This is a genomic window from Caballeronia sp. LZ062, from assembly GCF_031450785.1.
In the GTDB taxonomy this organism is placed as follows: Bacteria; Pseudomonadota; Gammaproteobacteria; order Burkholderiales; family Burkholderiaceae; genus Caballeronia.
In genome coordinates this window covers 89,464-115,210 of sequence record NZ_JARTWB010000003.1, presented here as the reverse complement: position 1 = coordinate 115,210, position 25,747 = coordinate 89,464, and the positions used below count along the sequence as shown (strand labels likewise).

26 protein-coding genes are annotated in these 25,747 nt (G+C 62.4%); 11 read left to right on the top strand and 15 right to left on the bottom strand.

The features are described from left to right. The first annotated feature begins 63 nt into the window (after positions 1–63). Both P9239_RS20685 and treA read left to right on the top strand, forming a co-directional pair. Positions 64–1,206 (top strand): aldose epimerase family protein, encoded by a 1,143-nt coding sequence (locus tag P9239_RS20685; protein WP_309754376.1) that lies wholly within the window; start codon positions 64–66, stop codon positions 1,204–1,206. 142 nt (positions 1,207–1,348) lie between these two features. Further along, positions 1,349–2,989: an alpha,alpha-trehalase TreA gene (treA, locus tag P9239_RS20680; RefSeq protein WP_404980118.1), complete on the top strand. Its 1,641-nt coding sequence runs from the start codon at positions 1,349–1,351 to the stop codon at positions 2,987–2,989. A 53-nt stretch (positions 2,990–3,042) separates the two neighbouring features. On the opposite strand, the gene P9239_RS20675 is transcribed toward treA, so the two are convergent. Then, on the bottom strand, positions 3,043–3,336 hold the full coding sequence (locus P9239_RS20675) for a DUF1330 domain-containing protein (protein WP_309754374.1): 294 nt from the start codon (positions 3,334–3,336) through the stop codon (positions 3,043–3,045). A gap of 252 nt (positions 3,337–3,588) precedes the next feature. On the opposite strand from P9239_RS20675, the gene P9239_RS20670 reads away from it, so the two are divergent. Then, positions 3,589–3,891 (top strand): DUF4148 domain-containing protein, encoded by a 303-nt coding sequence (locus tag P9239_RS20670; RefSeq protein ID WP_309754373.1) that lies wholly within the window; start codon positions 3,589–3,591, stop codon positions 3,889–3,891. Between the two features lie 3 nt (positions 3,892–3,894). Here P9239_RS20670 and P9239_RS20665 read toward each other — a convergent pair whose 3' ends face one another. Beyond that, on the bottom strand, positions 3,895–4,776 hold the full coding sequence (locus tag P9239_RS20665) for an oxaloacetate decarboxylase (RefSeq protein ID WP_309754371.1): 882 nt from the start codon (positions 4,774–4,776) through the stop codon (positions 3,895–3,897). A 139-nt stretch (positions 4,777–4,915) separates the two neighbouring features. Between P9239_RS20665 and P9239_RS20660 the strand changes: the two genes are divergently transcribed. After that, positions 4,916–6,064 carry an alpha/beta fold hydrolase gene (locus P9239_RS20660; RefSeq protein ID WP_309754369.1) on the top strand — a complete coding sequence of 383 codons (1,149 nt, stop codon included), beginning with the start codon at positions 4,916–4,918 and terminating at the stop codon, positions 6,062–6,064. Positions 6,065–6,070: 6 nt separating this feature from the next. Here the strand turns inward: P9239_RS20660 and P9239_RS20655 are convergent, their stop codons facing one another. From P9239_RS20655 to P9239_RS20630, 6 genes are all read right to left on the bottom strand, one after another. Continuing rightward, positions 6,071–7,444 carry a sigma 54-interacting transcriptional regulator gene (locus tag P9239_RS20655; protein WP_309754367.1) on the bottom strand — a complete coding sequence of 458 codons (1,374 nt, stop codon included), beginning with the start codon at positions 7,442–7,444 and terminating at the stop codon, positions 6,071–6,073. Between the two features lie 267 nt (positions 7,445–7,711). Beyond that, on the bottom strand, positions 7,712–8,380 hold the full coding sequence (locus P9239_RS20650) for an RraA family protein (protein ID WP_309754365.1): 669 nt from the start codon (positions 8,378–8,380) through the stop codon (positions 7,712–7,714). Next, a complete protein-coding gene (locus tag P9239_RS20645) occupies positions 8,380–9,417 on the bottom strand; it encodes an amidohydrolase family protein (protein ID WP_309754363.1) in 1,038 nt (345 codons plus the stop codon). The genes P9239_RS20650 and P9239_RS20645 overlap by 1 nt, the downstream gene beginning before the upstream one ends. 26 nt (positions 9,418–9,443) lie before the next feature. Beyond that, entirely contained in the window at positions 9,444–10,802 is a 1,359-nt protein-coding gene (locus P9239_RS20640) for an MFS transporter (RefSeq protein ID WP_309754361.1), read from the bottom strand. A gap of 160 nt (positions 10,803–10,962) precedes the next feature. Next, positions 10,963–11,856, bottom strand: coding sequence for a LysR family transcriptional regulator (locus P9239_RS20635; protein ID WP_309754360.1), 894 nt, complete (start codon positions 11,854–11,856; stop codon positions 10,963–10,965). Between the two features lie 119 nt (positions 11,857–11,975). Then, positions 11,976–12,293 (bottom strand): hypothetical protein, encoded by a 318-nt coding sequence (locus P9239_RS20630; RefSeq protein WP_309754358.1) that lies wholly within the window; start codon positions 12,291–12,293, stop codon positions 11,976–11,978. A 213-nt stretch (positions 12,294–12,506) separates the two neighbouring features. Between P9239_RS20630 and P9239_RS20625 the strand changes: the two genes are divergently transcribed. After that, complete coding sequence (locus P9239_RS20625; protein ID WP_309754356.1) at positions 12,507–12,728, top strand: YdcH family protein; 222 nt, start codon at positions 12,507–12,509, stop codon at positions 12,726–12,728. Next, positions 12,728–13,882, top strand: coding sequence for a polyphosphate kinase 2 (gene ppk2, locus P9239_RS20620; RefSeq protein ID WP_404980117.1), 1,155 nt, complete (start codon positions 12,728–12,730; stop codon positions 13,880–13,882). The genes P9239_RS20625 and ppk2 overlap by 1 nt, the downstream gene beginning before the upstream one ends. Here the strand turns inward: ppk2 and P9239_RS20615 are convergent. Next, positions 13,879–14,763, bottom strand: a complete 885-nt coding sequence (locus tag P9239_RS20615) for a LysR substrate-binding domain-containing protein (protein ID WP_309754353.1) — start codon at positions 14,761–14,763, stop codon at positions 13,879–13,881. The two genes, ppk2 and P9239_RS20615, sit on opposite strands and share 4 nt — an antisense overlap. Before the next feature lie 81 nt (positions 14,764–14,844). Here P9239_RS20615 and P9239_RS20610 point away from each other — a divergent pair, with 81 nt between their 5' ends. Next, entirely contained in the window at positions 14,845–15,612 is a 768-nt protein-coding gene (locus P9239_RS20610) for a sulfite exporter TauE/SafE family protein (protein ID WP_309754351.1), read from the top strand. Positions 15,613–15,759: 147 nt separating this feature from the next. On the opposite strand, the gene P9239_RS20605 is transcribed toward P9239_RS20610, so the two are convergent. After that, positions 15,760–16,182 carry a hypothetical protein gene (locus tag P9239_RS20605; RefSeq protein WP_309754349.1) on the bottom strand — a complete coding sequence of 141 codons (423 nt, stop codon included), beginning with the start codon at positions 16,180–16,182 and terminating at the stop codon, positions 15,760–15,762. Between the two features lie 275 nt (positions 16,183–16,457). Next, positions 16,458–16,661: a cold-shock protein gene (locus P9239_RS20600; RefSeq protein WP_008347993.1), complete on the bottom strand. Its 204-nt coding sequence runs from the start codon at positions 16,659–16,661 to the stop codon at positions 16,458–16,460. Between the two features lie 298 nt (positions 16,662–16,959). On the opposite strand from P9239_RS20600, the gene P9239_RS20595 reads away from it, so the two are divergent. From P9239_RS20595 to P9239_RS23450, 3 genes are all read left to right on the top strand, one after another. Next, entirely contained in the window at positions 16,960–17,814 is an 855-nt protein-coding gene (locus P9239_RS20595; RefSeq protein WP_309754331.1) for an oxidoreductase, read from the top strand. A gap of 256 nt (positions 17,815–18,070) precedes the next feature. After that, a complete protein-coding gene (locus P9239_RS20590) occupies positions 18,071–18,367 on the top strand; it encodes a hypothetical protein (RefSeq protein ID WP_309754329.1) in 297 nt (98 codons plus the stop codon). Between the two features lie 212 nt (positions 18,368–18,579). Further along, positions 18,580–18,933: a response regulator gene (locus P9239_RS23450; RefSeq protein ID WP_404980116.1), complete on the top strand. Its 354-nt coding sequence runs from the start codon at positions 18,580–18,582 to the stop codon at positions 18,931–18,933. A gap of 23 nt (positions 18,934–18,956) precedes the next feature. Here P9239_RS23450 and P9239_RS20580 read toward each other — a convergent pair whose 3' ends face one another. The 3 genes from P9239_RS20580 to P9239_RS20570 all read right to left on the bottom strand — a co-directional run bounded on the left by P9239_RS20580 (position 18,957) and on the right by P9239_RS20570 (position 22,955). Beyond that, positions 18,957–19,214, bottom strand: coding sequence for a hypothetical protein (locus P9239_RS20580; protein ID WP_309754325.1), 258 nt, complete (start codon positions 19,212–19,214; stop codon positions 18,957–18,959). Positions 19,215–19,268: 54 nt separating this feature from the next. After that, entirely contained in the window at positions 19,269–20,348 is a 1,080-nt protein-coding gene (locus P9239_RS20575) for a glycosyltransferase family 2 protein (RefSeq protein WP_309754323.1), read from the bottom strand. Between the two features lie 651 nt (positions 20,349–20,999). Then, the gene (locus tag P9239_RS20570) at positions 21,000–22,955 is read right to left on the bottom strand and encodes a Cache 3/Cache 2 fusion domain-containing protein (protein ID WP_309754322.1); all 1,956 of its coding nucleotides are present in this window, start codon (positions 22,953–22,955) and stop codon (positions 21,000–21,002) included. 362 nt (positions 22,956–23,317) lie between these two features. On the opposite strand from P9239_RS20570, the gene P9239_RS20565 reads away from it, so the two are divergent. Beyond that, positions 23,318–24,604 (top strand): MFS transporter, encoded by a 1,287-nt coding sequence (locus P9239_RS20565; protein WP_309754320.1) that lies wholly within the window; start codon positions 23,318–23,320, stop codon positions 24,602–24,604. A 50-nt stretch (positions 24,605–24,654) separates the two neighbouring features. Here the strand turns inward: P9239_RS20565 and P9239_RS20560 are convergent, their stop codons facing one another. Further along, positions 24,655–25,662: a LacI family DNA-binding transcriptional regulator gene (locus P9239_RS20560; protein WP_309754318.1), complete on the bottom strand. Its 1,008-nt coding sequence runs from the start codon at positions 25,660–25,662 to the stop codon at positions 24,655–24,657. Positions 25,663–25,747 lie beyond the last annotated feature (85 nt).

Sequence of the window (25,747 nt, the reverse complement as noted above, 5' to 3'; positions counted from 1 at the left end):
GTGCGCGCGCTGGCATAGCCGATGCTCAGACGAACCTTCGTCCCCGAATCTGGACTTCCAGCCATGACACTGTTCCCCCGAACGCTGGTCGCGCTGTGCGCCGCCATGCTGCCGTTTGCGGCGAGCGCGGCGACCATTACGTCTTCGCCTTACGGAGCGACGCAGCAAGGCCAGCCCGTCGTGCAGTACACGCTTGCGAATGCTCGCGGCGTATCGATGAGTTGCATGACTTACGGCGGCATCGTCACGCGGATCGATGTACCCGACCGGCACGGGCGTCGCGCCGATATCGTGCTGGGCTTCGCATCGCTCGGCGACTATGAGCGCTACAACGGCGCCATTCACTTCGGCAGTCTGATCGGCCGCTATGCGAACCGTATCGCGCAGGGCCGCTTCACGCTCGACGGACACACGTATCAGTTGCCCATCAACGATCCGCCTAATACCTTGCACAGTGGGCCGCACAGCTTCGACGAAAAGGTGTGGACGGTCGTGCGCACGTTTCAAAACGCGAGCGGTGCGGGCGTGCAGTTGCGATACGTGAGCCCGGACAACGAGAACGGCTTTCCGGGCACGCTCACGGTCGATGTTACGTACACGCTTACTGACGACAACGAGGTGCGCATCGACTATCGCGCGAAAACGGATAAGCCCACGGTCGTGAATCTCACGAACCATAGCTATTTCAATCTGGCGGGCGAGGGCAGCGGCAGCGTCGAGAATCAACTCATCATGATTGCCGCGTCGAGCTATACGCCGACGCGCTCCGATTCGATACCGACGGGCGAGGTGGCATCCGTGGAAGGCACGCCGCTCGATCTGCGCGCGTTGACGCCGATCGGCGCTCGCTTGCGTTCGGGGTTCGCACAATTGCACTACGCCCGCGGCTACGACAACAACTTCAAGCTGAACAAGAGCAGCCAGCACGAAGGCGAGCCGTCTTTCGCAGCCCGCGCCTACGACCCCGCAAGCGGTCGCGTGCTCGATGTCTATACAACGCAACCCGGTCTGCAGTTCTATAGCGCGAACGGGCTGGACGGCAGTGCGGTCGGTGTATCGGGCGTCGCCTATCGCCAGACGGACGCCTTCGCGCTGGAGGCCGAGCATTTCCCTGATTCGCCGAATCATCCCTCGTTTCCGTCGACCGAGCTCAGGCCCGGTGACGAGTATCACGAAGTGACGGTGTGGAAGTTCGGCGTGCGTTAGGCGCTTTTGCTCGTCGCGCGCGAGCATTCCGGTTGCCATGACACTCGAGCGCATGCGATGCTTCGCCCTGCTGCAAGCACTCAATTAAACGATGCGGCACGAGCGAGACCAGTCCGGTTCATCACCCTTTGAAGGAGTGACCATGATCGTACTGTCGCGATATCGCATGACGCTTGATGCGTCGCAACACATTTCGTCGAACATGCGCCGGCTATTCGGTGCGTGCACGTTACTGAGCGCAGCGAGCGTCGCTTACGCCGATGCACAAAGCAGTTATGTCGTGCCGCCACCGCCGAGCGAACTCTATGGCGAGTTGTTCAAGGCAGTGCAGACGCAGCAGATCTACCCCGACCAGAAGACCTTCGTCGACGCGACGCCGAAAATCGACCCGGCGCAGATCAATCAGCTTTATGCGCAGCAGCGTGTCGTTCCGGGCTTCAGTCTTTCCGCCTTCGTTGCGCAGTATTTCACGCCTCCGACCGATCAGGTCATCACGCCTCCGCCTAATCAGAGTTTGCGCGAACATATCGACTGGCTATGGCCCGAACTGACGCGAAACTCGGCGACGGTGCCGCCGTACAGCACGCTGATTCCCATGCCGAAGCCGTATGTCGTGCCGGGCGGACGCTTTCGCGAAGGCTATTACTGGGACACGTATTTCACGATGCTGGGCCTTCAGGAAGCGGGCCGCGAGGATCTCGTCGACAACATGCTCGACAACTTCGCTTATCTGATCGATACCATCGGTCATATTCCGAACGGCAACCGGACGTACTATGTGAGCCGCTCGCAGCCGCCGTTCTTTTCGTACATGGTCGAGCTTGCCGCGCACAAGGAAGGTGGACGCGTCTACCAGAAGTACTTGCCGCAGATGCGCCGCGAATATCACTACTGGATGCAAGGCGCGCATTCACTACAGCCCGGCGAGGCCGTGCGCAATGTCGTGATGCTGCCCGATCACACCGTGCTCAATCGCTATTGGGATGAACGCGATACGCCGCGTGACGAGTCGTATCTCGAAGACGTTCAGACTGCCGCAACCGTGACGAGCCGCCCCGCGAACGAGGTCTATCGCGATCTGCGGGCGGCGGCGGAAAGCGGCTGGGATTTCAGTTCGCGCTGGTTCGGGGACAATCAAACGCTTGCCACTATTCGCACCACGTCTATCGTGCCGGTGGATCTCAATAGCCTCATGTTTCATCTGGAAACCACCATAGCGCGCGCCTGCGGTGAAGCGCGAGACTTCGGTTGCGTCGCCGAGTTCATCGGTAAGGCGGCGAAGCGCGCCATCGGCATAAACAGGTTTCTGTGGAACAACAACGGCTACTACGGCGACTATGACTGGAAGCTGGGTCAGCCGCGCAACAACCCGTCTGCCGCCATGCTTTATCCCTTGTTTGCCGGTGCTGCGTGGCCCGAGCGCGCGCACGCTACGGCGCGCACGGTGGAAACGTTACTGCTCAAGCCGGGCGGCCTGACGACAACGACGTTCAACACGGCGCAACAGTGGGATGCCCCGAACGGCTGGGCGCCGCTGCACTGGATAGCGGTCGAGAGTTTGCGGCGCTATGGCCGCGGCGATCTCGCGCAGCAAATCGGCACGCGCTTTCTCGCTGACGTGAATCATGTCTACGCGACCGAGCAGAAGCTGGTGGAAAAGTACGTGGTGGAAGGGACAGGGACGGGCGGCGGCGGGGGCGGTGAATATCCGCTGCAAGACGGCTTCGGATGGACGAACGGCGTGACCTTGCGCCTGCTCGATCTGTACGCGCCCGGCCAATGACGGACTGAGTTGGCGATGGCGGCTGAAATACGCCGCCATTGCATCGACTGCTTTTATTCGATGCCTTCCACCACGCGGAAGTCGCGTTCACAGGCATCGCCGAGCACATTCAACGCTTCCTGATACTTCTCGCCGTTAAATGTGGCGAGCGCCTGATCGAGCGAATCGAACTCGACGAGCACCGTGCGCTCGGCAACGCCCGCGCCATGCACAGTCGACGCCACGCCGCGAACCAGCGCGCGGCCGCCGCCTTCCTTGATCGCGACCGTCGCGAGCTTCGAATACTCCGCAACCTGATCGGGCTTCATGATCTTGCGGTATGCGCTGACCCAATAGCCTTTTGCCATTTGCAATCTCCTGATTCATGTTGAGCGCCATGCGCCATGAGGCGAATGCATCGTGTATGCAACGCATGCATTCGAGCGAAGGCGAGCATAGCAAAGATTCGGCTCAGGCCTCGCGCCGCTCATTGTTCGTCATCGCTAAAGGCACCCTTCCTCAGTTAGGGGTTAACCCGCAAGGAGCATGCGCCTAGACTTCGATCACTGCCTTAGCGGCAACCGCTCGAGGCGAGCCCTGAAACTTATGGAGTAGTGGTCATGAAGTCCTTGATTCGCGCAGCTGTTGTCGCCACCGTTTTCGCCATTCCCGCCGTCTCGTTTGCAGAAGGCAGTCAGATCACGCGTGCACAGGTGCGTGCCGAACTGGCTGAGTTGCAAAGCGTCGGCTATCACGCCGGAGACGGCGACCAGGCGCACTATCCCGCTGCCATTCAGGCCGCTGAGGCCAAGCTGGCCGCACGCAACGGCGCAACCGCATACGGCGGCACGCCGACCGGTGCGACGCGATCGGGTAATCGCGGTGTGTCGCAAGCCGACTGGAACGCGATGTACTCCCGCTAAAGCTCATTCGGCCGCGTACTTGCGGTCGAGCTCATCGTAGAGCGGCTTCTTGACGAGCCTCTGACGCTCCGAGAAGGGCGCGACGACAGCCGGGTCTTCGTCCAGCTTGCCTTGTTGCCTGAGTGCGGTCAGCGCGGTCTGCATGCCGCGCACCGCGCTTTGCAATGCGGCGTTCGCGTACAGCACAAGACTAAAGCCGAGTTTTTGCAGTTCTTCGCGGCCGGTGACAGGCGTCTTGCCGCCGATCACGATATTGATGAGCTGCGGCGCCGCGACGAGCCGCGTCAATGACGTGATCTGTTCCGGCGTTTCAATTGCTTCGATAAAGAGAATGTCCGCGCCCGCTTCGGCGAATTGATTCGCGCGCTCGATGGCGGCATCGAAACCGTGGACCGCGCAAGCGTCCGTGCGCGCGATGACCTGGAAATTCTCGTCTTCCCGCGCGTCCACGGCGGCGCGTATCTTCCCGAGCATCTCGCTCGTCGATATGACGCTCTTGCCCGCGAAGTGACCGCACTTCTTGGGCATCACCTGATCTTCCAGTTGTATGGCATCGGCGCCTGCGCGCTCCAGCGTCCGTACCGTATGGCGCACGTTGAGCGCATTGCCGAAGCCCGTGTCGGCATCGACGACGAGCGGCAGATCCACCACGTCGCGAATGCGATTCGTATGTTCGGCGATTTCCGCGAGCCCCATGAAGCCGAGGTCCGGCATGCCGAGCGACATGTTCGTGACGCCCGCGCCCGTGATGTAAATGGCTTCGAAGCCGAGGTCGGCAATGAGGCTCGCGCTCATTGCATTGAATGCGCCAGGCAGCAGCAACCCGCGGCGTGCATTCACGAGTTCACGAAAAGCGGCGCGGCGGCGGGAAGAAGAGGTGGTCATGGCTGAAGATTCCGAATGAGTCGTTGGACGTCGAGGCTGGCAAGAAGAGACTCGGCTTAGGCTGTCATGTTAAAGCGGGCAGCGACTCAGTGCTCGGAGGAAGTGGCATCATGTCGGCTCTTGGATAAAGGAGCCGCGCATGACCGAGACGCTGACGGATTTGCCCTTGCCCGACGGCGTGCGTGCGCGCTTTGTCGATAACGGCAACGGCCTGTCGATGCATATGCTTGAGGCAGGGTATGAGACCCCGGAAAGGCCGTGCATCGTGCTGCTGCACGGCTTTCCTGAATTGGCTTATAGCTGGCGAAAGGTCATGAAGCCGCTCGCCGACGCGGGGTTTCACGTCATTGCGCCGGACCAGCGAGGCTATGGCAGAACCGGCGGCGCGGACGTGCGCTTCGACGCGAATCTCGCCGACTATGCCATGCCCGGCCTCGTGAACGACACGCTGGGCCTGGTGTTCGCACTGGGCTACCGGTCCGTTGCCGCTGTCGTCGGCCATGATTTCGGCTCGTTCGTGGCGGCGTGGTGCGCGCTCATCAGGCCGGATGTCTTTCGCTCGGTCGTGATGATGAGCGCGCCGTTTGCGGGACCGCCGCGCTTCGAGTTCGACGATACGCCATCACCCTCGATCGCCGATGCATTCAAGGCGCTTGCCTCGCTCGATCCGCCGCGCAGGTACTACCAAACGTATTTCGCGGAGCGTGAGGCTAACGGTGACATGTGGCATGCGCCGCAGGGACTTGCCGATTTTCTGCGCGCGTATTGGCATGTGAAGAGCGCGGACTGGTCGGGCAATCGGCCGCATCCGCTCGTCGCGCCGGTGGCCGAAGAACTTGCGCTGCTGCCGGACTATTACGTCATGCGCGCGGACACGACCATGCCGCAGACCGTCGCCGGGTTCATGCCATCCGAAAACGAGATCGCATCATGCGCATGGCTCGACGACGCCGAACTGCACGTCTATGCAAGCGAATATGCGCGCACGGGCTTTCAGGGCGGCTTGAACTGGTACCGAGCCGCCAACGACGAGCGTCAAACCGCGCGCTTGCGCTTGTGGTCCGGGCGCACGATCGACGTGCCGGCATGCTTCATCGCGGGGAGCAGCGACTGGGGCTGCTACCAAAGGCCGGGCGATTTCGAAGCCATGCGCCAGCGCGCTTGCACGAATTTTCGCGCGGCGCATTTCATCGAAGGCGCGGGGCATTGGGTGCAGCAAGAGCAGGCGAGAACCGTGGTGAGCCGGATTCTTCGCTTCTTGCGGCAAGACGCCCCGCCGCACTTTTGAGCGCGCTCAGGCGCTCGATACCTGCAGCGGACGCTCTTCCTTCGCGCGCAGCCCGTAGGCGGTCAACAGGCGATAAAGCGTGACACGCGAGATGCCCAGTTCATCGGCTGCTTCGCCAAGCCGTCCGCGATGCCGCAAGAGCGCCACCTCGATGGCCTGCCGCTCAGCTCGTTCCCGTGCTTGTGCGAGCGTCGTCGGCGCGGCTTCCACATATTCGCCGAGTTCGAGATCGCTCGCGAGGATCTGCCGCCCTTCGCTCATGACGATCGCACGCCTGACGCGATTGATGAGCTCGCGCACGTTGCCGGGCCAGCCGTAGTTGTGAAGCGCGGCGACGGCGCACGGCGAGAATCCGCGCAAGCGGCGGCTCGCGTCGCGTCTGAAGCGTTCCAGCATGTGATTGGCGAGCAGTTCGATGTCCTTGCCGCGCACGCGCAACGGCGGCTCGTCAATCTGCAACACGCACAGGCGGTGATACAGGTCCGCACGAAAGCGTCCTTCCAGCATCGCTGTTTGCATATCGACGTGCGTGGCCGAAATGATGCGCACGTCCACAGCCGTGGAAGTCTGACCGCCCAGGCGCTCGATCTTGCGTTCCTGCAGAAAGCGCAGCAGGCTCGCCTGGCTTTCAAGCGGCAAATCGCCGATTTCATCCAGGAAGAGCGTGCCGCCGTCTGCCGCTTCCACACGGCCGATCTTGCGCTGATTCGCGCCCGTGAACGCGCCGCGCTCGTAGCCGAACAGCTCCGATTGCAAGAGATGCGGGGGAATCGCACCACAGTTGATCGCGACGAACGGCTGCTCGCGCCGCGCCGACCGGGCGTGAATGGCGAGTGCGGTCAGTTCCTTGCCGGTGCCCGATTCGCCCGAGATGAAGACGGGCGCATCCGTCATTGCGACCTTGCGGATGGAGCGATACAGCGCTTGCATCGCTTCGCAAGTGCCGATCATGCCCACTTCGCTGCCATCGGGCGTGTGCGCATCGTTGCAGGCGGCGTCGTGCAGGGAAACCATGCCATACGCATGACCGACGGCATCGACGATGCGCTCCGCTGCCGAGGGCACCGTCACATAGTCGAAGCAGTAGTCGCGAATCAGGCGGCAGATGTCCGGGTTGTCGGCGTGATCCGGATCGACGGTCGCCACCCAGCCGATGCGATGCCCCGAAAACAACCCCATCAGCGAAGCCGAATCCTTGGCATACCCGCGGCTCGTCAGGTCGATGATGCCTGCCGCTGCGCGTTTGTCGTGCTTGGCGGCTTTGCGCGGCTTGCCTGGCGCGACGTACTCGATGACCCAGCCACGTGCGTGCAGGCGCTCGGCCAGATCGTCCGACACCGTGCGGCCCGCAAAGTAGAGCGTTCTTGATTCCCCGTACATGGCTTCTCTCAGGATTTATTTGTATGTAGGCACAGTATGCCCTTGAGATTGCCGAGGTAAAAAGCCGCGCAAACGATACGCGTACTTTGATTCTTTGCATGGCCCTGCACGAAGCGATAAAGAAACCTTGAGCAGATTTTGCAGCGTGTTCGCCCGCTTTTTGGGCGAACGCACGTGCGATTTATGTGAGAGGCGCGCCGTTGCGAGCGGAGCGGCATTCGGGAACAGGGCGCTTTTACTGATGTGCTCTCCGAGATTAGGGGGCGTTCAGCTTTTCATCGCCCGTTCGAGTTGACCCGCCACCCACGACCTGTCGAAAGCGCCTTCCGAAATAGAGCGCAACGCCTCTGCTTCCTTGAGTCCTTGCGAGCGGGCGCGTTCGAGCACGTCCGCTGCGTCGGCCTGCGCGATGGCGAGCACGCCGTCCTCGTCGCCGACGACGATATCCCCCGGTTGGACCACCATGCCGCCAACGGTGACCGGCACGTTGATTTCGCCCGGACCGTTCTTGTAAGGGCCGCGGTGCGTCACGCCGCGCGCATAGACGGGAAAATCGCGCGCGCGCAGGGAAGCCACATCGCGAATGGCGCCGTCGATCACCAGGCCCCTGATGCCGATGCTCTCCGCATAGCTCGCCATGATGTCCCCCATGAGCGCCTGATGCAGGTCGCCGCCGCCGTCGATCACGAGCACGTCGCCGGGGCGGCAAAAATCGAATGCCGCGTGAATTGCGAGGTTGTCTCCGGGACGCGTGCGCACCGTGACCGCCGTGCCCGCCATCGCCTTCGGCCGATGGAAGGGCGTAAGGCCCACCGAGCCCGAAGCACGCGCCATGCTGTCCGACAAAAGCGATACGGCAAGCGGCCTCAGCGCGTCGAGCAACTCGGCGCTTGCTTGCGGCGCGGACTGATTGTGCCGCCAACCGGGACCGTTCATCATGCGACTCCTTGCGTGGATGTGTTGAGTTCGAGTTGCGCGCCAAGGCGCGGATAGACGGCGCGTGCGTTGCCTTCGAAAATGCGCTGCCGGTCTTCGTCGCTTAACCACGCGATGCCGTCGATATAGCGGCGCGTATCGTCGAAGTGATGGCCCGTCTCAGGATCGATGCCTTGCACCGCGCCGATGGTCTCCGACGCGAAGAGGATGTTCTTTGCCGGTATCACGCGCGCGAGCAGTTCCGCGCCCGGATGGTGATAGACGCAGGTATCGAAGAACACGTTGTTCAGCAAATAGTCGGACAAAAGCGGGCGCTTCATGTCTTGCGCAAGTCCGCGATAGCGTCCCCAGTGATACGGCACCGCGCCGCCGCCATGCGGAATGACGAGCTTGAGGGTCGGAAAATCGGCGAAGAGATCGCCCGTGAGCAACTGCATGAACACGGACGTATCGCCGTTGATGTAATGCGCGCCCGTCGCATGGAAGTTGGGGTTGCACGACGACGACACGTGAATCATCGCGGGCACGTTCAGTTCGACGAGGGCTTCGTAGAGCGGATACCAGTGGCGGTCCGTCATCGGCGGCCCGGACCAGTGACCGCCCGACGGGTCCGGATTCAGATTGCAGCCGATGAAGCCCAGTTCTTCGACACAACGCCGCAACTCGGGAATGCAGTTCGCCGGATCGACGCCCGGCGCCTGCGGCAATTGACACACTCCGATGAAATTCTGCGGAAACAGGGACACGACGCGATGAATGAGGTCGTTGCATTCGCTCGACCACACCGCGTTGGCGTTTGCATCGCCGAGATGATGGCCCATGCCGGCGGCGCGCGGCGAGAAGATCGTCAGGTCGATGCCGCGCTCCTGCTGCACACGCAGTTGCGCGTTGCCGATGGTCTCGCGAATCTGATCGTCGCTGATATGCGGGCGAGGCGGCACCGGCGTGCCGTCGGCGAGCGCCTGAATCTGGCGCGTGCGCCATGCTTCGTGTTCGGGCGGCGAAGTCGTGTAATGACCGTGACAGTCGATGATCATGAGTGGCTCGCGGAAATGTCGTTGATTCAGAGCGAATGCTTGGCGGTGCGGGCGTCGTCGTCGGTGCGTTCATCGATTGCAGCATCGTCCGGGGGACGCACGCGCATCACGAGCGCAATGATCGTCGCGACGACGAGGAAGGCGGCGATCGTCACCAGCGCGAGCTTGAAGTTGCCGGTCGCGTTGCGCACGAGGCCGATGCTCCACGGTCCCACGAGCCCGCCGAACTGCGCGATGGTGTTGATGAGCGCGATGGTCGCGGCGCCCGCGGCGCCTGTGCGAAACGACGCGGCGAGGCTCCAGAACAGCGGATTGCCGGCATAGATGAAAAGCCCCGTGACGCACAAGAGCGCATAGGCAATGACAGGCGAGGGCGCGTATGCACTCGCGGCAATCGCAACGGCGCTCATGCCATAGACGAAGGCAAGGTGCTTCTTGCGATCACCCGTGCGGTCCGAACTGCGGCTGATGATGAACGTGCCCAACACGCCGAGCAAAGGCGGCGCCGCCGAGAGAAAGCCCACTTCGATGTTGCTCAGGTGCCCAAGGCTCTTGACGATCTGCGGCAGCCACAGGAATAGCCCGTAAATGCCCACGAGCGCACATCCGAAAAGGCATGCAAGACTCCATACGCGTATGTCGCCGGCCACGCGCCACATCGAGACATGCGCATCGCCGCCAAGTTGCTTGCGTTCGGCCTGAAGCGTACTTTCCAGCCATTGCTTTTCTTCGGCCGTGAGCCAGTTAGCATCGGCGGGGCGCTCTTGCATCACCTTGAGCGTGACGATGCCGAGCAGGATGGCGGGCACGCCTTCGCAGATGAACATCCATTGCCAGCCGGCGAGACCCAGCACGCCGTTCGCATAGGTCATGAGCGCGGTCGAGATAGGGCCGCCCAACACCGCCGAAAACGAGCCGGCGATGATATAGCCGCCCACTGCACGCGCACGATAACGCTCGGGAAACCACTTCGTCAGATAGACGGCCACGCCCGGCAGAAAGCCCGCTTCCATCACACCGAGCAGAAAGCGCACGGTATAGAAGCTCTTGTCGTTGAAAACGAAAGCCGTGGCGGCCGCCACCGCGCCCCATGTGATGAGAATGCGCGCGATCCACCTGCGCGCGCCCACGCGATGAAGCAACAAATTGCTTGGCACTTCGAGAAGCATATAGCCGACAAAGAACACGCTGCCCGCGAAGCCGAACACGGCGGGGCTGAAATTCAGCGCGTGATTCATGTCGAGCGCCGCGAAGCCGATGTTGATGCGGTCGAGATAGTTGAAGAACATCATCGCGAACAAAAGCGGCATGAGGCGGCGGTACACCTTATGCATCGTGGCCGATGCGGTCGCGGACTCGATCGCGGATGCGGGCGCTGGGGTCATCGTCGTCTCCATGCGCCGGCTCGATTGCCGGCGTCTATTCGATGGCGTGTGGCGAGCGCATGCGTTCGCGCTTGCACGAGAGGTCATCATAGAGACGCGACGAGGCCGCCGTCCAAGACGGATTCACTATGCTTCTATAGGCTTTTACTTATAGCGACGGTCAACGTTGCGCCGACGCGAGCGGGAGGCACGCAAGAAATGCCTGCACGTGAGGGGAGACGTCAGTGCTTCGAAAGGTGGCCGTGAGCGACGTGGTTTGCGCAGCGCCCGGTCCCGTCAGATGTCGGTAAACCACATCCGATCGGCCATGCAACGCCACTGATTCGCCCACATAAGTCACGCCGAGTCCTGCTGCGACCAGCGCAATGGCCGTTTGAATTTCGTAAGCCTCGTGCGCCACGTTGAGCGTTGCGCCCGCATCGCGATACAGCGAAGCGATGAAGCGCGGAAACTGCGCGGCCGGATGCTTCGGATAAACGATGAGCGGCGTTGCAGCCAGTTCGTCGATGCGCACGGTGTCGCGCCGGGCAAGCGGATGATCGGACGCGAGCACCGCCATCACGCGTTCGTGCAGCAGCGTGCGTGTCGCACAGCCCGGCCGGTCCGGCGCCTGTCTGCCGATGCCGATATGAATGCGCGCATCGCGGAAGGCATCGGCCTGTTCCTCGGTAAGCATTTCGAAGAGCTTGAGTTCCACCTTCGGATACGCCGCGTGGAACGCCTTGAGCGCCGGGGGCAGCACGCTATACATGGCCGAACGCGTGAAGCCGATTGCGAGCCAGCCGTGCGTGCCGGCGTCGATGGCCCGCACGCCGAGTGTCGCCTGTTCGCAGCGTTCGAGAATCTGCCGTGCTTCCGTATAGAAATAGCTGCCCGCTTCCGTCAGACGCAACGGACGGCTGCCGCGATCGACCAACTGACTGCCGAGACGCTCTTCGAGCGAGCGAATCTGTTGTGAAAGCGCGGGCTGCGCGATATGCAGCCGTTCCGCCGCGCGGCTGAAGTTCAGCTCTTCAGCAAGCACGATAAAGCATTGCAATCCCCGTAGATTCATTGCGCGCGCTCCTGACCGCCGGCGTGTTCATCCGAATGACTCGACCGGACGTGTCCGCCCGACCGGCGGGACATGATAACGAAGCGCGCGGGCTCCGCGCAAAGCGGAGCCGTCTTGCCTTATCGCGAGTTGCGTGACGCTGCGCCTGCCCGCGCGGTCGCGCCCGCATTCGCCGCTGCATTGGCCGAGTTTTGACCGTTGACGCCGTTCCCCGTGTTTCCGTAGGCGGCTCCGGTGGCAGGATTGATCGTCGAGGTGGAGTTGGAATTCGAGTAGGCGGGCGACGACTTGGGCGGCTTCGGCTGAAGGGTCTGATTGATGACGCCGATCTGTCCGAGCTTGTGCGCGGCGCTGCTGTCCGCATGCGATACCGCCGCAATGCCGAGGCCGCCCGCCCCGATTGCCAGCGAGACCACCGTGATAATGGCTGTCTTCATGATTTCTCCCTGCGGGACATGCGTCCCCAGAAGCACTATTGTGCGCGCGCAGTGTGCCTGCCGGCAGAGGGGTTTTCGCCTAGCGGGCAAGGATGCGGCGTTATTACGCAGCATGGAAAGGGACAGCTTTGGTCGAGAAGCCGTCGGAAATCGGTAAGATGTACTACGCAGTGTTGAATAACACGCTCATTGCAACCGCATGGAGATGGCAGCATGTTCCCCGAATACCGTGACCTGATATCCCGGCTCAAGACCGAAGACGCGCACTTCGCGAAGCTTTTCGAGCGACACAATGCGCTCGATCACGAAATCCGCAACATGGAGACCGGTGTGACGCCTGCCGACCCGTTCGCCGTCGAAGCGCTCAAGAAAGAGAAGCTGCTGTTGAAGGACAAGCTGTACGTCGTATTGCGAAAGGCCGCGCAAGCCGCTTGATGAACGCCGCATACGCGCTAGGGGAGAAAAAGACTTTGAAAAACGCACGATCAACCGCGCCGCAAGCATCCACGGCTTTTGAACGCGAGAAGCCACAGCAGGACGACGACGTGAGCGTCGTCGAATCGTCGGACGCGATTCTGAGCCGGGAAACGCAGGACGCCGTCAACGCGGCGAACGACCTCATTTCCAGCGGCTTGGAGGACATACTCGCGATTGCCGCGTCCAACGGCGATAGCGCGCAAACGCGGCTCGATACGCTGAAGGCCATGATGGGAGGTCTGTCGCCGGACGAAGCGGCAACCCTGCGCGCGTATCTGTTCGAGTCGTCGTCGCTCGTTGGGGCATCGGCCTCACGCAGGCAGCGCCAGGACGAAGAACTGTCGCCGGGTTGGCGTCACGGTGCCTATCCGTACAAGCATCTGATGTCGCGCCAATCCTACGAGAAGCAGAAGTACCGCCTGCAAGTGGAACTGCTGAAGCTGCAGGCGTGGGTCAGGGAGACCGGTCAGCGCGTCGTCATCCTCTTCGAAGGACGTGATGCAGCAGGTAAGGGCGGCGCCATCAAACGCTTCATGGAACACCTGAACCCGCGTGGCGCGCGCGTGGTCGCGCTCGAAAAGCCGTCGGAACGCGAAAGAGGCCAATGGTACTTCCAGCGTTACGTCGAACATCTCCCGACTGCCGGGGAAATCGTGCTGTTCGACCGCTCGTGGTACAACCGCGCAGGCGTCGAGCGCGTGATGGGTTTCTGTACCAACCAGGAGTACGACGCTTTCATGCAGCAGGTGCCGGCCTTCGAGCGGCATCTGGCGCAAAGCGGTATGCACATCATCAAGTTCTGGTTCTCGGTGAGCCGCGCCGAGCAGCGCCGCCGTTTCAAGGAGCGCGAAGTGCATCCGCTCAAGCAATGGAAACTGAGTCCCGTGGACCTCGCATCGCTCGACAAATGGGACGACTACACCGCCGCGAAGGAAGCCATGTTCGCGCATACGGATACTGCCGATACACCGTGGACCGTCGTGCGCTCCGATTGCAAGAAGCGAGCGCGTCTTAACGCGATGCGTTATGTGCTGCATCGCCTGCCGTATGCGAATCGCGATATCCGAACCATCGGTCCCGTCGATCCGTTGATCGTGGGGCGCGCGTTCTAAGCCGCCGCTTCGATCAGTTGATGCGCGAGGAGGCTCGCGTGCGGCGTCAGCGTGTCGAATGCGCGCGCGCACAAGTGCAGGCGGCGTGTGGCCCAAGGCTCGGATAGCGGCACGATCGCGAGCCCGGGCCGCCGCAACGCCTGAGCAGAGACGTCCGAGAGAATCGCGATGCCGATGCCCGCTTCGACGAGCATCCCCACGTTGTCGAGGCTGCGCATATGGATGCGGTAATCGAGCTGCCTGCCGAGCCGTGACGCGCGCTCGGCCAGATGCATTTCGAGCGCGGCATCCGCGAGTCCAACATACGCTTCGTTCACGATGTCCGCGAACGCTACCGCTTGCTCATGCGCCACGCGATGCGCGCGGTGCGCCACGACCATGAGCCCATCCTGCGCGATCACGTGAGTTTGCAGGTTCGCAAGGTCGGTGATGTCGGCCACGATGCCGAGGTCCGCGCGGCCTTCGGCCAGCGCCTGAACGATATCGACGCTCGGCCGTTCATCGAGATCGATGGAAAGATCGGGATGCGCCGCAAGAAAGCGGGCGAGCTGCATGGGCAGGAACGCGGCGAGGGCGGCCGTATTGGACAGCAGCTTGATGCGTCCTCTGAGACCGGTTGCGTAATGGCGCAACTCGCCCTTCATCTGTTCGACCTGAGCCAGAATCATGCGCGCGTGGCGCACGAACGTTTCGCCCGCGGCGGTGGCCTGTACGCCGCGGCGATTGCGTTCGAGAAGCGGCGCGCCGAGCGCGGCTTCCATGCCCGCAATGCGCTCGCTCGCCGATGCCAGCGCAAGATGCATGGCCTGCGCGCCGGCCGTGATGCTGCCGCGCTCGAGCACGGTCAGAAAGAGCCTCATGTCGGTGAGATCGAACCGCATGCCGTGCCTTCGGTCTCGCCGAAGCCTCGCATTGGAAATGCCAGATTGTAAGGGCGCGGTGCGCCCGATACGATCTGCCGCATGGAACCCCTTATCGTTGTGACGGGCGCGGGTCTGATCGCAGGTGCGATGAACGCGCTCGCGGGCGGCGGTTCGTTCGTGAGTCTGCCAGCGCTGATCGCAGCCGGTCTGCCACCGGTTCAGGCGAACGCTTCGTCAACCGTGGCGCTCTTTCCCGGCGGCGTGGTGAGTGCGTGGGCGTATCGCGACGGGCTGAGTCCGGTGGGCCCGGTGTCTATACGCGCGATGCTCGTCATGACCGTCATCGGCGGGCTGATCGGCGCGGGCTTGCTGCTGTCCACGTCGTCATCGACGTTCTCGTTCCTCTTGCCGTGGCTGATGCTTTGCGCGAGCCTGTCGCTCGCATTCGGCCGCACGCTCGGCGAAGCATTGCGGCGGCGCTGGCGCATCGGCGCGCCGGCCGTCCTCGCGATTCAGCTGGCGCTTGGCGTCTATGGCGGCTATTTTGGCGGCGCGGTGGGCATCATGATGATGGCCGTCTGGGGTCTGCTCGATAAGCGCGACATCAAAAGTCTCAACGCGCCGCGGACCTTACTCGTGAGTGCGGCGAATTCGGTCGCCGTGGTGACGTTCTCGCTCGCCCACGCGGTGCGCTGGCCGGAGACAATCGCAATGCTCGTTGCGGCCGTCGCGGGCGGCTATAGCGGTGCGCAGATCGGGCGTCGCATGCCGCCTGCCGCGATCATAACCGGCACGCTGATGCTGAGCGCGGGCATCACCATCGCGTTCTTCGTGCGAACTTACGGGCCGATGTTTTCGCATCGATAAGACGCCATCTTGGGGGAAACGCCATGATCGCCGCTCTGCTCGAAACGATTGGCGCGCTCTCGGTGCTTGCGAGCGTGGCGGCAAAGATAGCGTGGGCGCGCAGACATGCCGATGAATCGCCGCTTTGCGACGATCCGCGTGCAAGCATCACGGAAGCGGGCTCGCATAAGGGGGCAAGCCGAGTGGCTCCGCCGCCGATTCATACGCGCGGACAAAGCGCGGGTCGCCAGCCGCTTCGCGCGCCATCCACGCACCGAGTTCCTCGCTGCACGCGGCCTGCGCGATGGAGTCGAAACACGCGGACTTCTCGGGCATCATGCTCGCCGCCCAATAGAAGCTGAAAAGCGTCCGCTTTTCGTCGGCATTCATATGAATGGCATCGGGATCGGCGCCGGAAAGCCAACGTGCGAGCTTGGCCCGAAGCGTCGCGTCGGTCTCGTGACTGTCGTAAGAAAAGAGATAGCCGCCGCCCGATTGCGCCGTATGAAAGTCATCCAATACGACAGCGGTCACGAACAGGGCGGCGCGCGCATTCAGCGCAAACGATTGCGCCTGTGCGCTAGCGAACACACAGCAAAGCATGACGAGCAATGCCTGAGCGGTGCACCGTGGCCAGGCCCGGCGCCTTTCTTGACTGCTTAGCGGATTCACGCCAATGAGAACCGTAAAGTTGCTGCCAGCAAACGCGCAGCTGGATATTGAGTGCGTGAATTCTACTGACTTATTTCGACTGTGGCGACGCTAAAAGGAGCGGCGTAGTGAGTCTAGCGAGGAAGCGTTTGTGCAAAAACAAACGGCCCCGAAGGGGCCGTCGTGCGCCGAGGCAGCTGCTGACTGAAAGACAGTTACAGCGGCTGGATCGTCGAAGCCTGCTTGCCCTTCGGGCCTTGCTTGACTTCGAAGCTCACCTTCTGGTTTTCCTGAAGCGACTTGAAACCCTTGGACTGGATTTCGGAGAAATGTGCAAACAGGTCCTCACCGCCGTCGTCCGGCGTAATGAAACCAAAACCCTTTGCATCGTTGAACCACTTGACGGTACCTGTTGCCATTTTTCCAACCCTAAGAGACGAATTTCGTTGAAGATGCGCCCGTGATATCGAGCGGATACATTTTTACCATGACTCGGGATTTTGGTCCAATACGCGTTTTTGCTAAGCATGTGGACTTATGCACGTCACATTGAACGAAATTACTTGGCGCCTCTCAGGCGTCGGTTTTATTTGCCGCTTTATGTGCGCCAGGCATTAGACATACCGATACGCTTTAACGCGGCAGGGCTTCATGCACGTTGATCGCGTTACGCTCAAAATGACTGACATGCCGTTTCCTTCCACTGGAGAGAACTCAATGTCAGCGTCATCCAACGATTCGCCCGTGTGGTTTATCACCGGCTGTTCGACCGGCTTCGGCCGGGAACTCGCCGCAGGCGTCATCGATAACGGGTGGCGCGCGGTGGTCGCCGCGCGCAATCCGGATAGCGTGACGGATCTCATTGAACGCGCACAGGGCCGCGCGATCGCGGTACAACTGGACGTGACGCGCGCCGATCAAATCGCTGCGGCCGTCACGGCTGCGCATGCATCGTTCGGCCATATCGATGTGCTCGTGAACAACGCGGGCTTCGGTTATCTCGCTGCGGTCGAGGAAGGCGAGGACGATGAAGTGCGCGCCATGTTCGAGGCGAACTTCTTCGGCGCGGCTGCGATGATTCGCGCGGTGCTGCCAAAGATGCGCGAGCGCCGCGCCGGGCATATCGTCAACATCACGTCGGTGGGCGGGCTTGTCGGCAACCCGGGCAGCGGCTATTACGCCGCCACGAAGTTCGCGCTGGAGGGTCTCGGCGAGGCGCTCGCGCGCGAAACCGAAGGCCTCGGCATCAAGGTGACGGCAGTGGAGCCGGGGCCGTTCCGCACGGACTGGGCGGGGCGTTCGCTGCGGCAGACGCGCAAGCCCATCGACGACTACGCCGAAGTCGCGGGCCGGCGCCGGGCGGGCATCGCGCAGACGAGCGGCAAGCAGCCCGGCGACCCCGCAAGGGCGGCGCAAGTCATTATCGAAGCGGTGCAATCGGCGCAACCGCCCGCGCATCTCGTGCTCGGCAACGCAGGCATGGACCTGGTGCGCCGCAAGCTCGCCCGGCTCAGCGAGGATCTCGACGCGTGGCAGGCGCGCAGCGCGTGGAGCGACAACCCGGTCGAATGACGCTCGAGAGATGAACAGGGCGCAAGAACATGCGTCGCTTGTGGTGGCGCAGTACGCAGCGGCGCTGGGTGTCTCGACGCCCAGCGTCCGGTTCGTCGAGACGTCGTTCGGCCCCTGCTACGAGGCGTTGTTCAATCGCATCGAAGTGGACTCGCGCACGCTCGCGTTGCCCGAGCCTGCGCTTTGCCTCGTCCTTGCGCATGAAGTCGCGCATGCGACGCAGCGCGCCGCACTACTGACGGACTTCGCGTGGACCGTGCTGGGCGTGATCATACTGTTTGCGGTGCCATGCGCGATGTTCGCGTCGTCATCGGATCATGAGCTTTGGCGCGTGTCCGTTCCCGGTGCATGCTTTGCGCTGATTTGGATCGCTTCATGGAAGGCATGGCGCAAACGTGCGGGCAAGCGCGCCATTGCGCTGGAACGTGACGCCGACGCCAAGGCCGAACTGCTTTGCGGTTCGCAAGTAACGCTAAGCGCGCTCGAATGCATGGTGACGCAGGGGTTCATCGATGCGGCGCGTTTTCATGCCCTGCAAGATCGTTTTCGTTGATGCTGACGGAAGAATGGTGTCGGCGGAAATTGCGACGTCCTAATGACGTCGAACCGGGAAAATGTACGCCCGTCTTCTTCTGTGCCGCGCTGTTTCTTCGCAAACGCCGCTGCAACGCGATTCCCGTTGCCATGCCAGAAATGGCTCGCTTCTTGCGTGCCTTCGTGATCTGACGCCTCGGCCTCAAGCGCGACGCGAATCAACGCCCCCGGATGACCGATATGTACGTCCTGTTTGTAGAAGATGACGCCCGTCTTTGCGATGCATTCAGAGACCTTGCCGTTTCGCTTGGGCACGTTGCGCATGTGGCTTACGACGGTCATCAGGCGATGTTGCTGGCAGCGGAGAATCGCTATGACACGATCTTCATCGATATCGGCTTGCCCGATGTCGATGGCCGCGACCTGTGCCGCCGGCTGCGCGCGGCGGGGCCGAGCCAGCTTGCGTGCGTCGTTGCGGTGACGGGCGATGATCGGCATCGGAACGAACTGCACGAACACTTCGACGGCTATTTTCTCAAGCCTTTTACGGCGGACGGCTTCAGGGCTGTCCTCGACGCCTGCTGATTGCGCTGCAACGTGCGTAATCGTTAAGTGTCGAGATCGTCGGCGGCCTTGCGCTCGCGGCGTTCCTCGTTCGCGCGCCGTGCGCGCAGGCGCTGTCGCGACAACTGAGCGATGACTTCGCCGGTCGACGCGCCCGCGGGAATCTCGCTACGGATGACTTTGGGGACCATGGGCAAGCCCATGCGTTGCCTGCGCAGCGCACGGGCGATAGCGGTCCGGCATGTTTGTCCGTGACAGTCCCATTCGTCGCGGATTCTTTCGCAGTAGGGGCACTTTTCCATGCGTGCAGTTTACTGCGAAACGCGGGACACGCGCCCGCGTCTCCCGGCACTGCGCTACGCGCCTGAACGCTCGCTCATGCTCAGGCGTTGTCGGTTGAGCGGCCGCCGCACGCGCTGATGACGATCCAGGCTGCGCCTTAGCAATTTCTTCACGAGCGACTTGAGGAAGTGAATGGACCGATCCGTGCGCACGTTGAGGTCGAAGGGCTTCAGTTCGACCACTTGGCGTCCGTTGCGCTCGGCGAGCCTTGCGCGCGTCTTGCGGTGATCCGCCGCCATCTCGGACAGTATGTGCGACGCCTCACGGAACGACGCGCGATCGACGCGCGCACACACGTGGCAGGCGCGGTGAAAGACCTTGTCGAATACCGCAAGCCAGAAATCGTCCATCTCGGTGCCGTCGCAGCGTGCGAGCGCCTCAACGCCGTTGACTTGCAGATCGCGCATGTCGTTCAGCGTGGCCTTCTGCGTGATGCTGCCGAAGCGCCTCCGATATCCGATCAGCGGCTCGGCAATGCGATAGAAGCGCTTCGCGCGAAGGAACAGCGACGGCATGAGCGCCATGTCCTCGTAATGCCGGCCGACAGGAAACTGCAGCGTCTTGAACAGCTCCGTGCGATAGACGCGCGCCCAGACGAACGTGTGAAAGCGGTCGGCGAAGTGGAGCCGCGCATGACGATCCACCGGATGGTCGCCGCCTTCGCTCTGGCTGACGAGTTCAAGTTGATCGAGCTCGCGTCCGTCATCGTCGATGATGCTCACGTTGTACTCGACCATGTCGTAATTACCTTCCGCGAGCCGCGGAACGATGGCCTCGGTAAAACCTTTGAGGTAGATGTCGTCGCCGTCGAGAAAGCCGACATAGGGCGTGGTCACGGCAGCGAGACCCCGGTTGCGGGCGGCGCTGACGCCGCTGTTCTGCTGCCGGATGAGTTGAATATGCGCGCCGCCGTCGCGCTCGACCATGGCTTCTACGGCTGCACAGGTCTCATCGGGAGATCCGTCGTCGACGACGATGATCTTCATCGCGTCGACATGTGGCTGGCTCAACAGCGATTCGAGCGCTTCTTCGATGTACCCCTCGACGTTATAAGCTGCCACCACGATGGTGAGCAGCGGACTTGTGTCTTGCACAGGGTCACGCTCGAAAGACATAGGGGACGCTCCGTCGAAAAAAATTCGGGTTGAAAGGTACGCCGCTGGAAAAGCGACGCGGTGGCGCGCAAGGACATTGCGCTCCCCGGACGAATCTTTTGGTCGATGGCACCGCACATGGCAGGACATGCCGCCTTTGGTGAGCGGCATTTCGCTGGTGCGATGTCTAGTTATAGATGCTGGCGGGCCCGGTCGACATGTCAAAAGACAGTGGACGAGCCTTCGGATGCCCTGGCATCGGAGCGCCACGCCCCGATGTGATGCACATCACGTCAACCGCGCCACGCAATAGAGCGGGTTCACTGCGATGGGTTCCCCGAACAGGCGAATCGCGGCGGTTGCCCCGGTTCGCATTGGCTGCATGCTAGCCGTACAAAATTACGGGAATGGGTCGGTTGGTCCTTTGAATACTCTGTCGCCGTGCGATGGTCAAGAGCATGAGGCTCATTGTCCGCAAATGGAAGAGCAAAGACGATGCCACCGGCGCGCGAGGATAATCATTGGCGGATCAGTCGGTCTGCAATGCAGGTTCGGATTATCAGCGACCGGTCGTCACGAGCGATTCGACCGTCCGACGAGCAAGCGGCACACGAGCCGCTTACCCTTGAGCGCGTGCGAGACACGCGCTAATCACACCCGGAACATGCTGACCGCGCGCGCGAGTCGCTCGGCCTGCTCGCGCAGTTCCGCGGTGGAGTGCTCGGCTTCGGTGACGAGCGCCGCGTTTTGCTGCGTCGCTTCGCCGATCTGCATGACAGCGGTGTTGACCTGATCGATGCCGCTCGCCTGCTCCCTGGAAGCCACGCCGATTTCGCCGACGATCGCATTCACGCGCGCCACGCGTTCCACGATGCCGCTCATCGTGCTGCTTGCTTCCTCTGCGATCCTGAAGCCGTGCGAGACCTTCGTTGCGGATTCCGTGATGAGCGCCTCGATCTCCTTCACTGCGCCGGCGCTGCGTTGCGCAAGTGCCCGCACTTCGGAAGCGACGACGGCGAAGCCCTTGCCGTGTTCTCCGGCCCGCGCCGCCTCCACGGCTGCATTCAGCGCCAGGATATTGGTCTGGAATGCAATGCCTTCGATGGTCGACGCGATATCCGCGATGCGCCGCGCCGATTCGTCGATCTCGCTCATCGTTTCCACGACGCGGGCCACTGCGAGGCCGCCTGCGCGCGCCGCGTCGGACGCGGACGACACGAGTGTGCCTGCCTCTTCGGTGTTAGCCGCGTTCTGCTGCACGGTGGACGTGATCTGTTCCATGCTGGCCGCCGTCTCTTCGATGCTCGACGCTTGCGTCGCGATGCGCGATGCAATGTCGCTGCTCCCGGAGGCGATGCGCGCGGTGCCGTCGCTCATGTCTGCCGACGCGCTGCGCACTTGCCCGACGATGCCCGCGAGCCCTTGCGACACGCCGTCGATGGCGCGCATCAGGCGGCCGATATCGTCCTGGCGCGCCGTGTCGATGCGCACCGTGAGATCGCCCGCCGCAATGCGCTCGGAAGCGCGCGTGGCTTCATCGATAGGACGACCGACGAGTCTGGCGACGGCATAGAGCAACGCGGCGACGAGCGCGGCGATCACCACGAGCCCGAAGATCAGGAAGCGATTGCGGCTCGCGCGTATGCCGGCAAGCAATTCGTCGCGATAGGCGACACCGCCGATCATCCAGTTCCATTGCGGCACGGTCGTGAAGGTGATCTCTTTCGTGCCGCCATGAACGTGGGCATCGGCGCCGGGGATATCCGCGCCATCGAACGCGAGCTTGCCTTCATGTGCGTCGAGCATCTGCCTGAAGGGCGCGACGCGTTCGTCCGCCACCTCGTTCTCGCGGCCGGGATGCACGAGCAGCTTGCCGCGATTCGGCCCGTTCGAGGCATCGACGACGAAGTGGTAGCCCGTCTCGCCAACGGCGAGCTTGCGAATATCGTCCTGCAGCGCGGCCATTTCCGCCGTGATGTCGACGCCCACGAAAAGCGCGCCGATCACGTGGCCCGCCGCATTGGTGACGGGCTTGTACTCGGTGATGTATTGCTTGCCGAAGAGCGCAGCCATGCCGATATAGCTTTTGCCGGCAACGAGCGGGCCGTAAGCGGGGCCTTTGCGGTCGAGCAGCGTGCCGACCGCGCGCGAACCGTCCTGTTTCTTGAGGGACGTGGTGACGCGCACAAAGTCGTCGCCGGTGCGGGCGAAGATCGTCGCGATGGCGCCGCTGTCTTCGAGGAACGCATCGGGAATCGAGAAGTCGCCGTTCAAGGGCTTGCCGCCCGCACTGAGGTTCGGGGTCGCGACGCCGGCAACATCGACGGTATGCGTTTCGTCGAGCGCGAAATCGTTTGCGAGACGATGCGAGAACAGGGTCATGAAGCGCGCGACTTCTGCACTCACGGCTGTGTCGTAGAGGCGGATCGTTCTGACGATAGAGCGGTTGTCGCTTTCCACGCGAGCGAGCGCATGTGCGTTGACTTGCTCTCCTGCGGAGCGGGTGACGGCAAGGGTGAAAGTGGCGACGACGATCGCTGCGAGCGTACACGCGAGAACTGCGAACTGAGTCCCGGCATTCAGGCGGGCGAGACGTTTGAAAGGCATGGGCGCAACTATTACGAAAGGTGTCGGGTATTTATCGGCAAGAGAGCCGGCGTCCTTTAGTCGGACGGGCGTTTTTTACCGTTGGTTTTGAATTTTGCATGCGGCATGCGGCGCGCCGGTTCACAAAATGCCGCGTCCTTAGAAAAACGGTTAACGCGCCAGAGGTCGATCCAGCCTCCATCTGAGGTGCCCTAGGGTAAGTCCCGGGGTATCCGTGCGCGGCGCTATCGCTATATCCTGCAGAAAAACGTTTTCCAAGAACGGCATCGCGGTGCATGGGCATCGACGAATGCAAACGGCGCCCGTCGCCATCATGAACTGACACGCGGCACGACGAGCGGCGCCGCGTACCGGAGACATTCATGCAAACAGCCGTCGTCGGCATCGCACGTACCGCCAGCCGGTATCGGTGGACCGTGTGTGCGTTGCTCTTCTTCGCGACCGTCATCAACTACATGGACCGGCAGATTCTCGGTCTGCTCGCTCCGTTGCTGCAGCATGACATCGGCTGGACGCAAATCCAGTACGGGCGCATTGTCATCGCCTTCTCGGCCTTTTATGCAGTCGGTCTGCTGTGCTTCGGGCGCATCGTCGACTGGCTCGGCACCCGCCTGTCCTACGCGCTCGCGATGTTCGTCTGGAGCGTCGCCGCGATGCTGCACGCGGCAGTCGGCTCGGTGATGGGCTTCGCGATGGTCCGCGCGCTGCTCGGCATCGGCGAGGGCGGCAACTTTCCGGCTGCAATCAAGACGACGGCTGAATGGTTTCCGCGCCACGAGCGCGCGCTCGCGACTGGCATTTTTAATTCAGGCGCGAATATCGGCGCGGTATTCGCGCCCGCCATCATTCCGGCGCTCGCCGTGGCGATGGGCTGGCGCGCGGCGTTCGTGATCGTCGGCGCAATCGGGCTTGTGTGGCTCGTGGTCTGGTTCTTCATGTATCGCCAGCCGGACAGCCGCGCGCACGACGATCTGTCGCACGAGAAGGACGAAGCGGAAGCGGCTGACGCCGCGAACGCGAAGGCCGGCGCGCCCGGTTTCAAGGTGCTGATCCGCAAGCGGGAAACGTGGGCTTTTCTGATCGGCAAGTTCCTGACGGATCCCGTGTGGTGGTTCTATCTGTTCTGGCTGCCGAAGTGGCTGAACGAATCGCGCGGCATGGACATGCAGCACATCGGCCTGCCGCTCGTCGTGATCTATGCGATCACGACTGTGGGCAGCATCGGCGGCGGCTGGATCTCGTCGGCACTGCTGCGCGCGGGCTGGAGCGTGAATGCTGCACGCAAAACCGCGATGCTGATCTGTGCATGCTGCGTGCTGCCCATTGCATTCGTCTCGCAGGTACACGATCTGTGGCTCGCGGTGGCGATCGTGGGTCTCGCGGCTGCGGCGCATCAGGGATGGTCGGCCAATCTCTTCACGACGGCTTCCGACTTGTTTCCGCGTCGCGCAGTGGGTGCGGTCGTCGGTATCGGCGGCATGGCCGGGTCTATCGGTGGCGTGCTGTTTTCGGAAGTGATTGGCCAGGTGTTGCAGCGCACCGGTCAGTATTGGGCGCTCTTCGCGATCGGCGCGCTGGCTTATCTCGTCGCCTTCGCCGTGATGCACGTGCTCACGCCGAAGATGACGCCGGCCAAGCTCGACGTTTGAGCGCAGCCTGGAGACGCATCGTGAACGGGATCGAGCCGATGCGTCTTCCCTCACTCGGTCGTCGCGGCGGCGGCCGCAGCCGTCGATTCACGCACGATCAGGCGCGGCTCGAACATGGAGTTGCCGGGGTCCGGATGGCCGGCGAGCGCGTCGATCAGCTTCTGCATGGCGAGTTCGCCCATCTTCTCGCTCTGGATATCCACGGTGGTGAGCCCGGGCGCGGCGTAGGCGCCGTAGGGCACGTTGTCGATGCCGGTCACCGAGACGTCCTGAGGCACGCGAATGCCAAGCGTCGCGGCTTCCTTCATGAAGCCGAGCGCGATCAGGTCGTTGTAGCAGATAACCGCCTGCGGACGCTTCGGGCCCAGCATCACGCGCGAGCAGGCATGTTCGCCGGCGAGCGAGGTCGGGGCGTGCGCGTCGTGAACGTCGAGTTCGAGGCCGGCGTCCTGGAGACATTCACGCACGCCGCGAATCCGCTCGTCGTTGATGCGCGCCTGGCCGAAGCCAAGGTATGCAATATGCCGATGCCCGAGGTTCAGCAGATGCCGTGCGAGCATGTGCGCGGCGAGCCGGTTGTCGATGCCGACACTCGGAATCGGCAGCGCCTCGGCGTTGCGCAGAAGCACGACGGGCTTGCCGAGATCGAGCATCCAGCGAGCGTCTTCATCGGAAAGACGCGAACTGACGATGAGGCCGTCCACGCGCTGCGACAACGCTTCGATGAGCGGCCGCTCGCGCGTCTGATTTTCGTCGATATCGACGAGCAGAAGCGTGTAGTCATGTCTCAGCGCGATGCGGTTCGCGCCCTTGACGACATTGGTGAAGTGCGGATTGCTGATGTCGAGGATCGTGAGGCCGATGGTGCGCGTGCGGCCCGTGATCATCGAACGCGCAAGCGGGTTCGAGCGATAGCCGAGCGAGTCGATCGCGGCCTTCAGCCGGGCTTCTACCGGCGCCGAAAAGCGTTGCGCGCCGTTCATGTATTTCGATACCGTCGCAACCGAAACGCCCGCTGCGGCGGCAACATCGCGAATGGTCGGAGAAGTCTTTTTCATGGGGGTAACGTTTTCTTGCGTTTTCCAATGTTTCGGATTGTCGCAGAAAACGGTGCGGAGTAATTGTTCTTTGCATGCCGCATGC

Excerpts from the sequence above, each read along its gene's own strand:
- P9239_RS20560 (WP_309754318.1), bottom strand. The coding sequence starts at position 25,662 with ATGAAAAAGACTTCTCCGACCATTCGCGATGTTGCCGCCGCAGCGGGC.
- P9239_RS20675 (WP_309754374.1), bottom strand. The coding sequence starts at position 3,336 with ATGGCAAAAGGCTATTGGGTCAGCGCATACCGCAAGATCATGAAGCCC.
- P9239_RS20625 (WP_309754356.1), top strand. The coding sequence starts at position 12,507 with ATGTTCCCCGAATACCGTGACCTGATATCCCGGCTCAAGACCGAAGAC.
- P9239_RS20615 (WP_309754353.1), bottom strand. The coding sequence starts at position 14,763 with ATGCGGTTCGATCTCACCGACATGAGGCTCTTTCTGACCGTGCTCGAG.
- P9239_RS20630 (WP_309754358.1), bottom strand. The coding sequence starts at position 12,293 with ATGAAGACAGCCATTATCACGGTGGTCTCGCTGGCAATCGGGGCGGGC.
- treA (WP_404980118.1), top strand. The coding sequence starts at position 1,349 with ATGATCGTACTGTCGCGATATCGCATGACGCTTGATGCGTCGCAACAC.
- P9239_RS20645 (WP_309754363.1), bottom strand. The coding sequence starts at position 9,417 with ATGATCATCGACTGTCACGGTCATTACACGACTTCGCCGCCCGAACAC.
- P9239_RS20670 (WP_309754373.1), top strand. The coding sequence starts at position 3,589 with ATGAAGTCCTTGATTCGCGCAGCTGTTGTCGCCACCGTTTTCGCCATT.
- P9239_RS20640 (WP_309754361.1), bottom strand. The coding sequence starts at position 10,802 with ATGACCCCAGCGCCCGCATCCGCGATCGAGTCCGCGACCGCATCGGCC.
- P9239_RS20595 (WP_309754331.1), top strand. The coding sequence starts at position 16,960 with ATGTCAGCGTCATCCAACGATTCGCCCGTGTGGTTTATCACCGGCTGT.
- ppk2 (WP_404980117.1), top strand. The coding sequence starts at position 12,728 with ATGAACGCCGCATACGCGCTAGGGGAGAAAAAGACTTTGAAAAACGCA.
- P9239_RS20610 (WP_309754351.1), top strand. The coding sequence starts at position 14,845 with ATGGAACCCCTTATCGTTGTGACGGGCGCGGGTCTGATCGCAGGTGCG.
- P9239_RS20600 (WP_008347993.1), bottom strand. The coding sequence starts at position 16,661 with ATGGCAACAGGTACCGTCAAGTGGTTCAACGATGCAAAGGGTTTTGGT.
- P9239_RS20650 (WP_309754365.1), bottom strand. The coding sequence starts at position 8,380 with ATGAACGGTCCCGGTTGGCGGCACAATCAGTCCGCGCCGCAAGCAAGC.
- P9239_RS20665 (WP_309754371.1), bottom strand. The coding sequence starts at position 4,776 with ATGACCACCTCTTCTTCCCGCCGCCGCGCCGCTTTTCGTGAACTCGTG.
- P9239_RS20635 (WP_309754360.1), bottom strand. The coding sequence starts at position 11,856 with ATGAATCTACGGGGATTGCAATGCTTTATCGTGCTTGCTGAAGAGCTG.
- P9239_RS20660 (WP_309754369.1), top strand. The coding sequence starts at position 4,916 with ATGACCGAGACGCTGACGGATTTGCCCTTGCCCGACGGCGTGCGTGCG.
- P9239_RS20580 (WP_309754325.1), bottom strand. The coding sequence starts at position 19,214 with ATGGAAAAGTGCCCCTACTGCGAAAGAATCCGCGACGAATGGGACTGT.
- P9239_RS20685 (WP_309754376.1), top strand. The coding sequence starts at position 64 with ATGACACTGTTCCCCCGAACGCTGGTCGCGCTGTGCGCCGCCATGCTG.
- P9239_RS20655 (WP_309754367.1), bottom strand. The coding sequence starts at position 7,444 with ATGTACGGGGAATCAAGAACGCTCTACTTTGCGGGCCGCACGGTGTCG.
- P9239_RS20565 (WP_309754320.1), top strand. The coding sequence starts at position 23,318 with ATGCAAACAGCCGTCGTCGGCATCGCACGTACCGCCAGCCGGTATCGG.
- P9239_RS23450 (WP_404980116.1), top strand. The coding sequence starts at position 18,580 with ATGACCGATATGTACGTCCTGTTTGTAGAAGATGACGCCCGTCTTTGC.
- P9239_RS20570 (WP_309754322.1), bottom strand. The coding sequence starts at position 22,955 with ATGCCTTTCAAACGTCTCGCCCGCCTGAATGCCGGGACTCAGTTCGCA.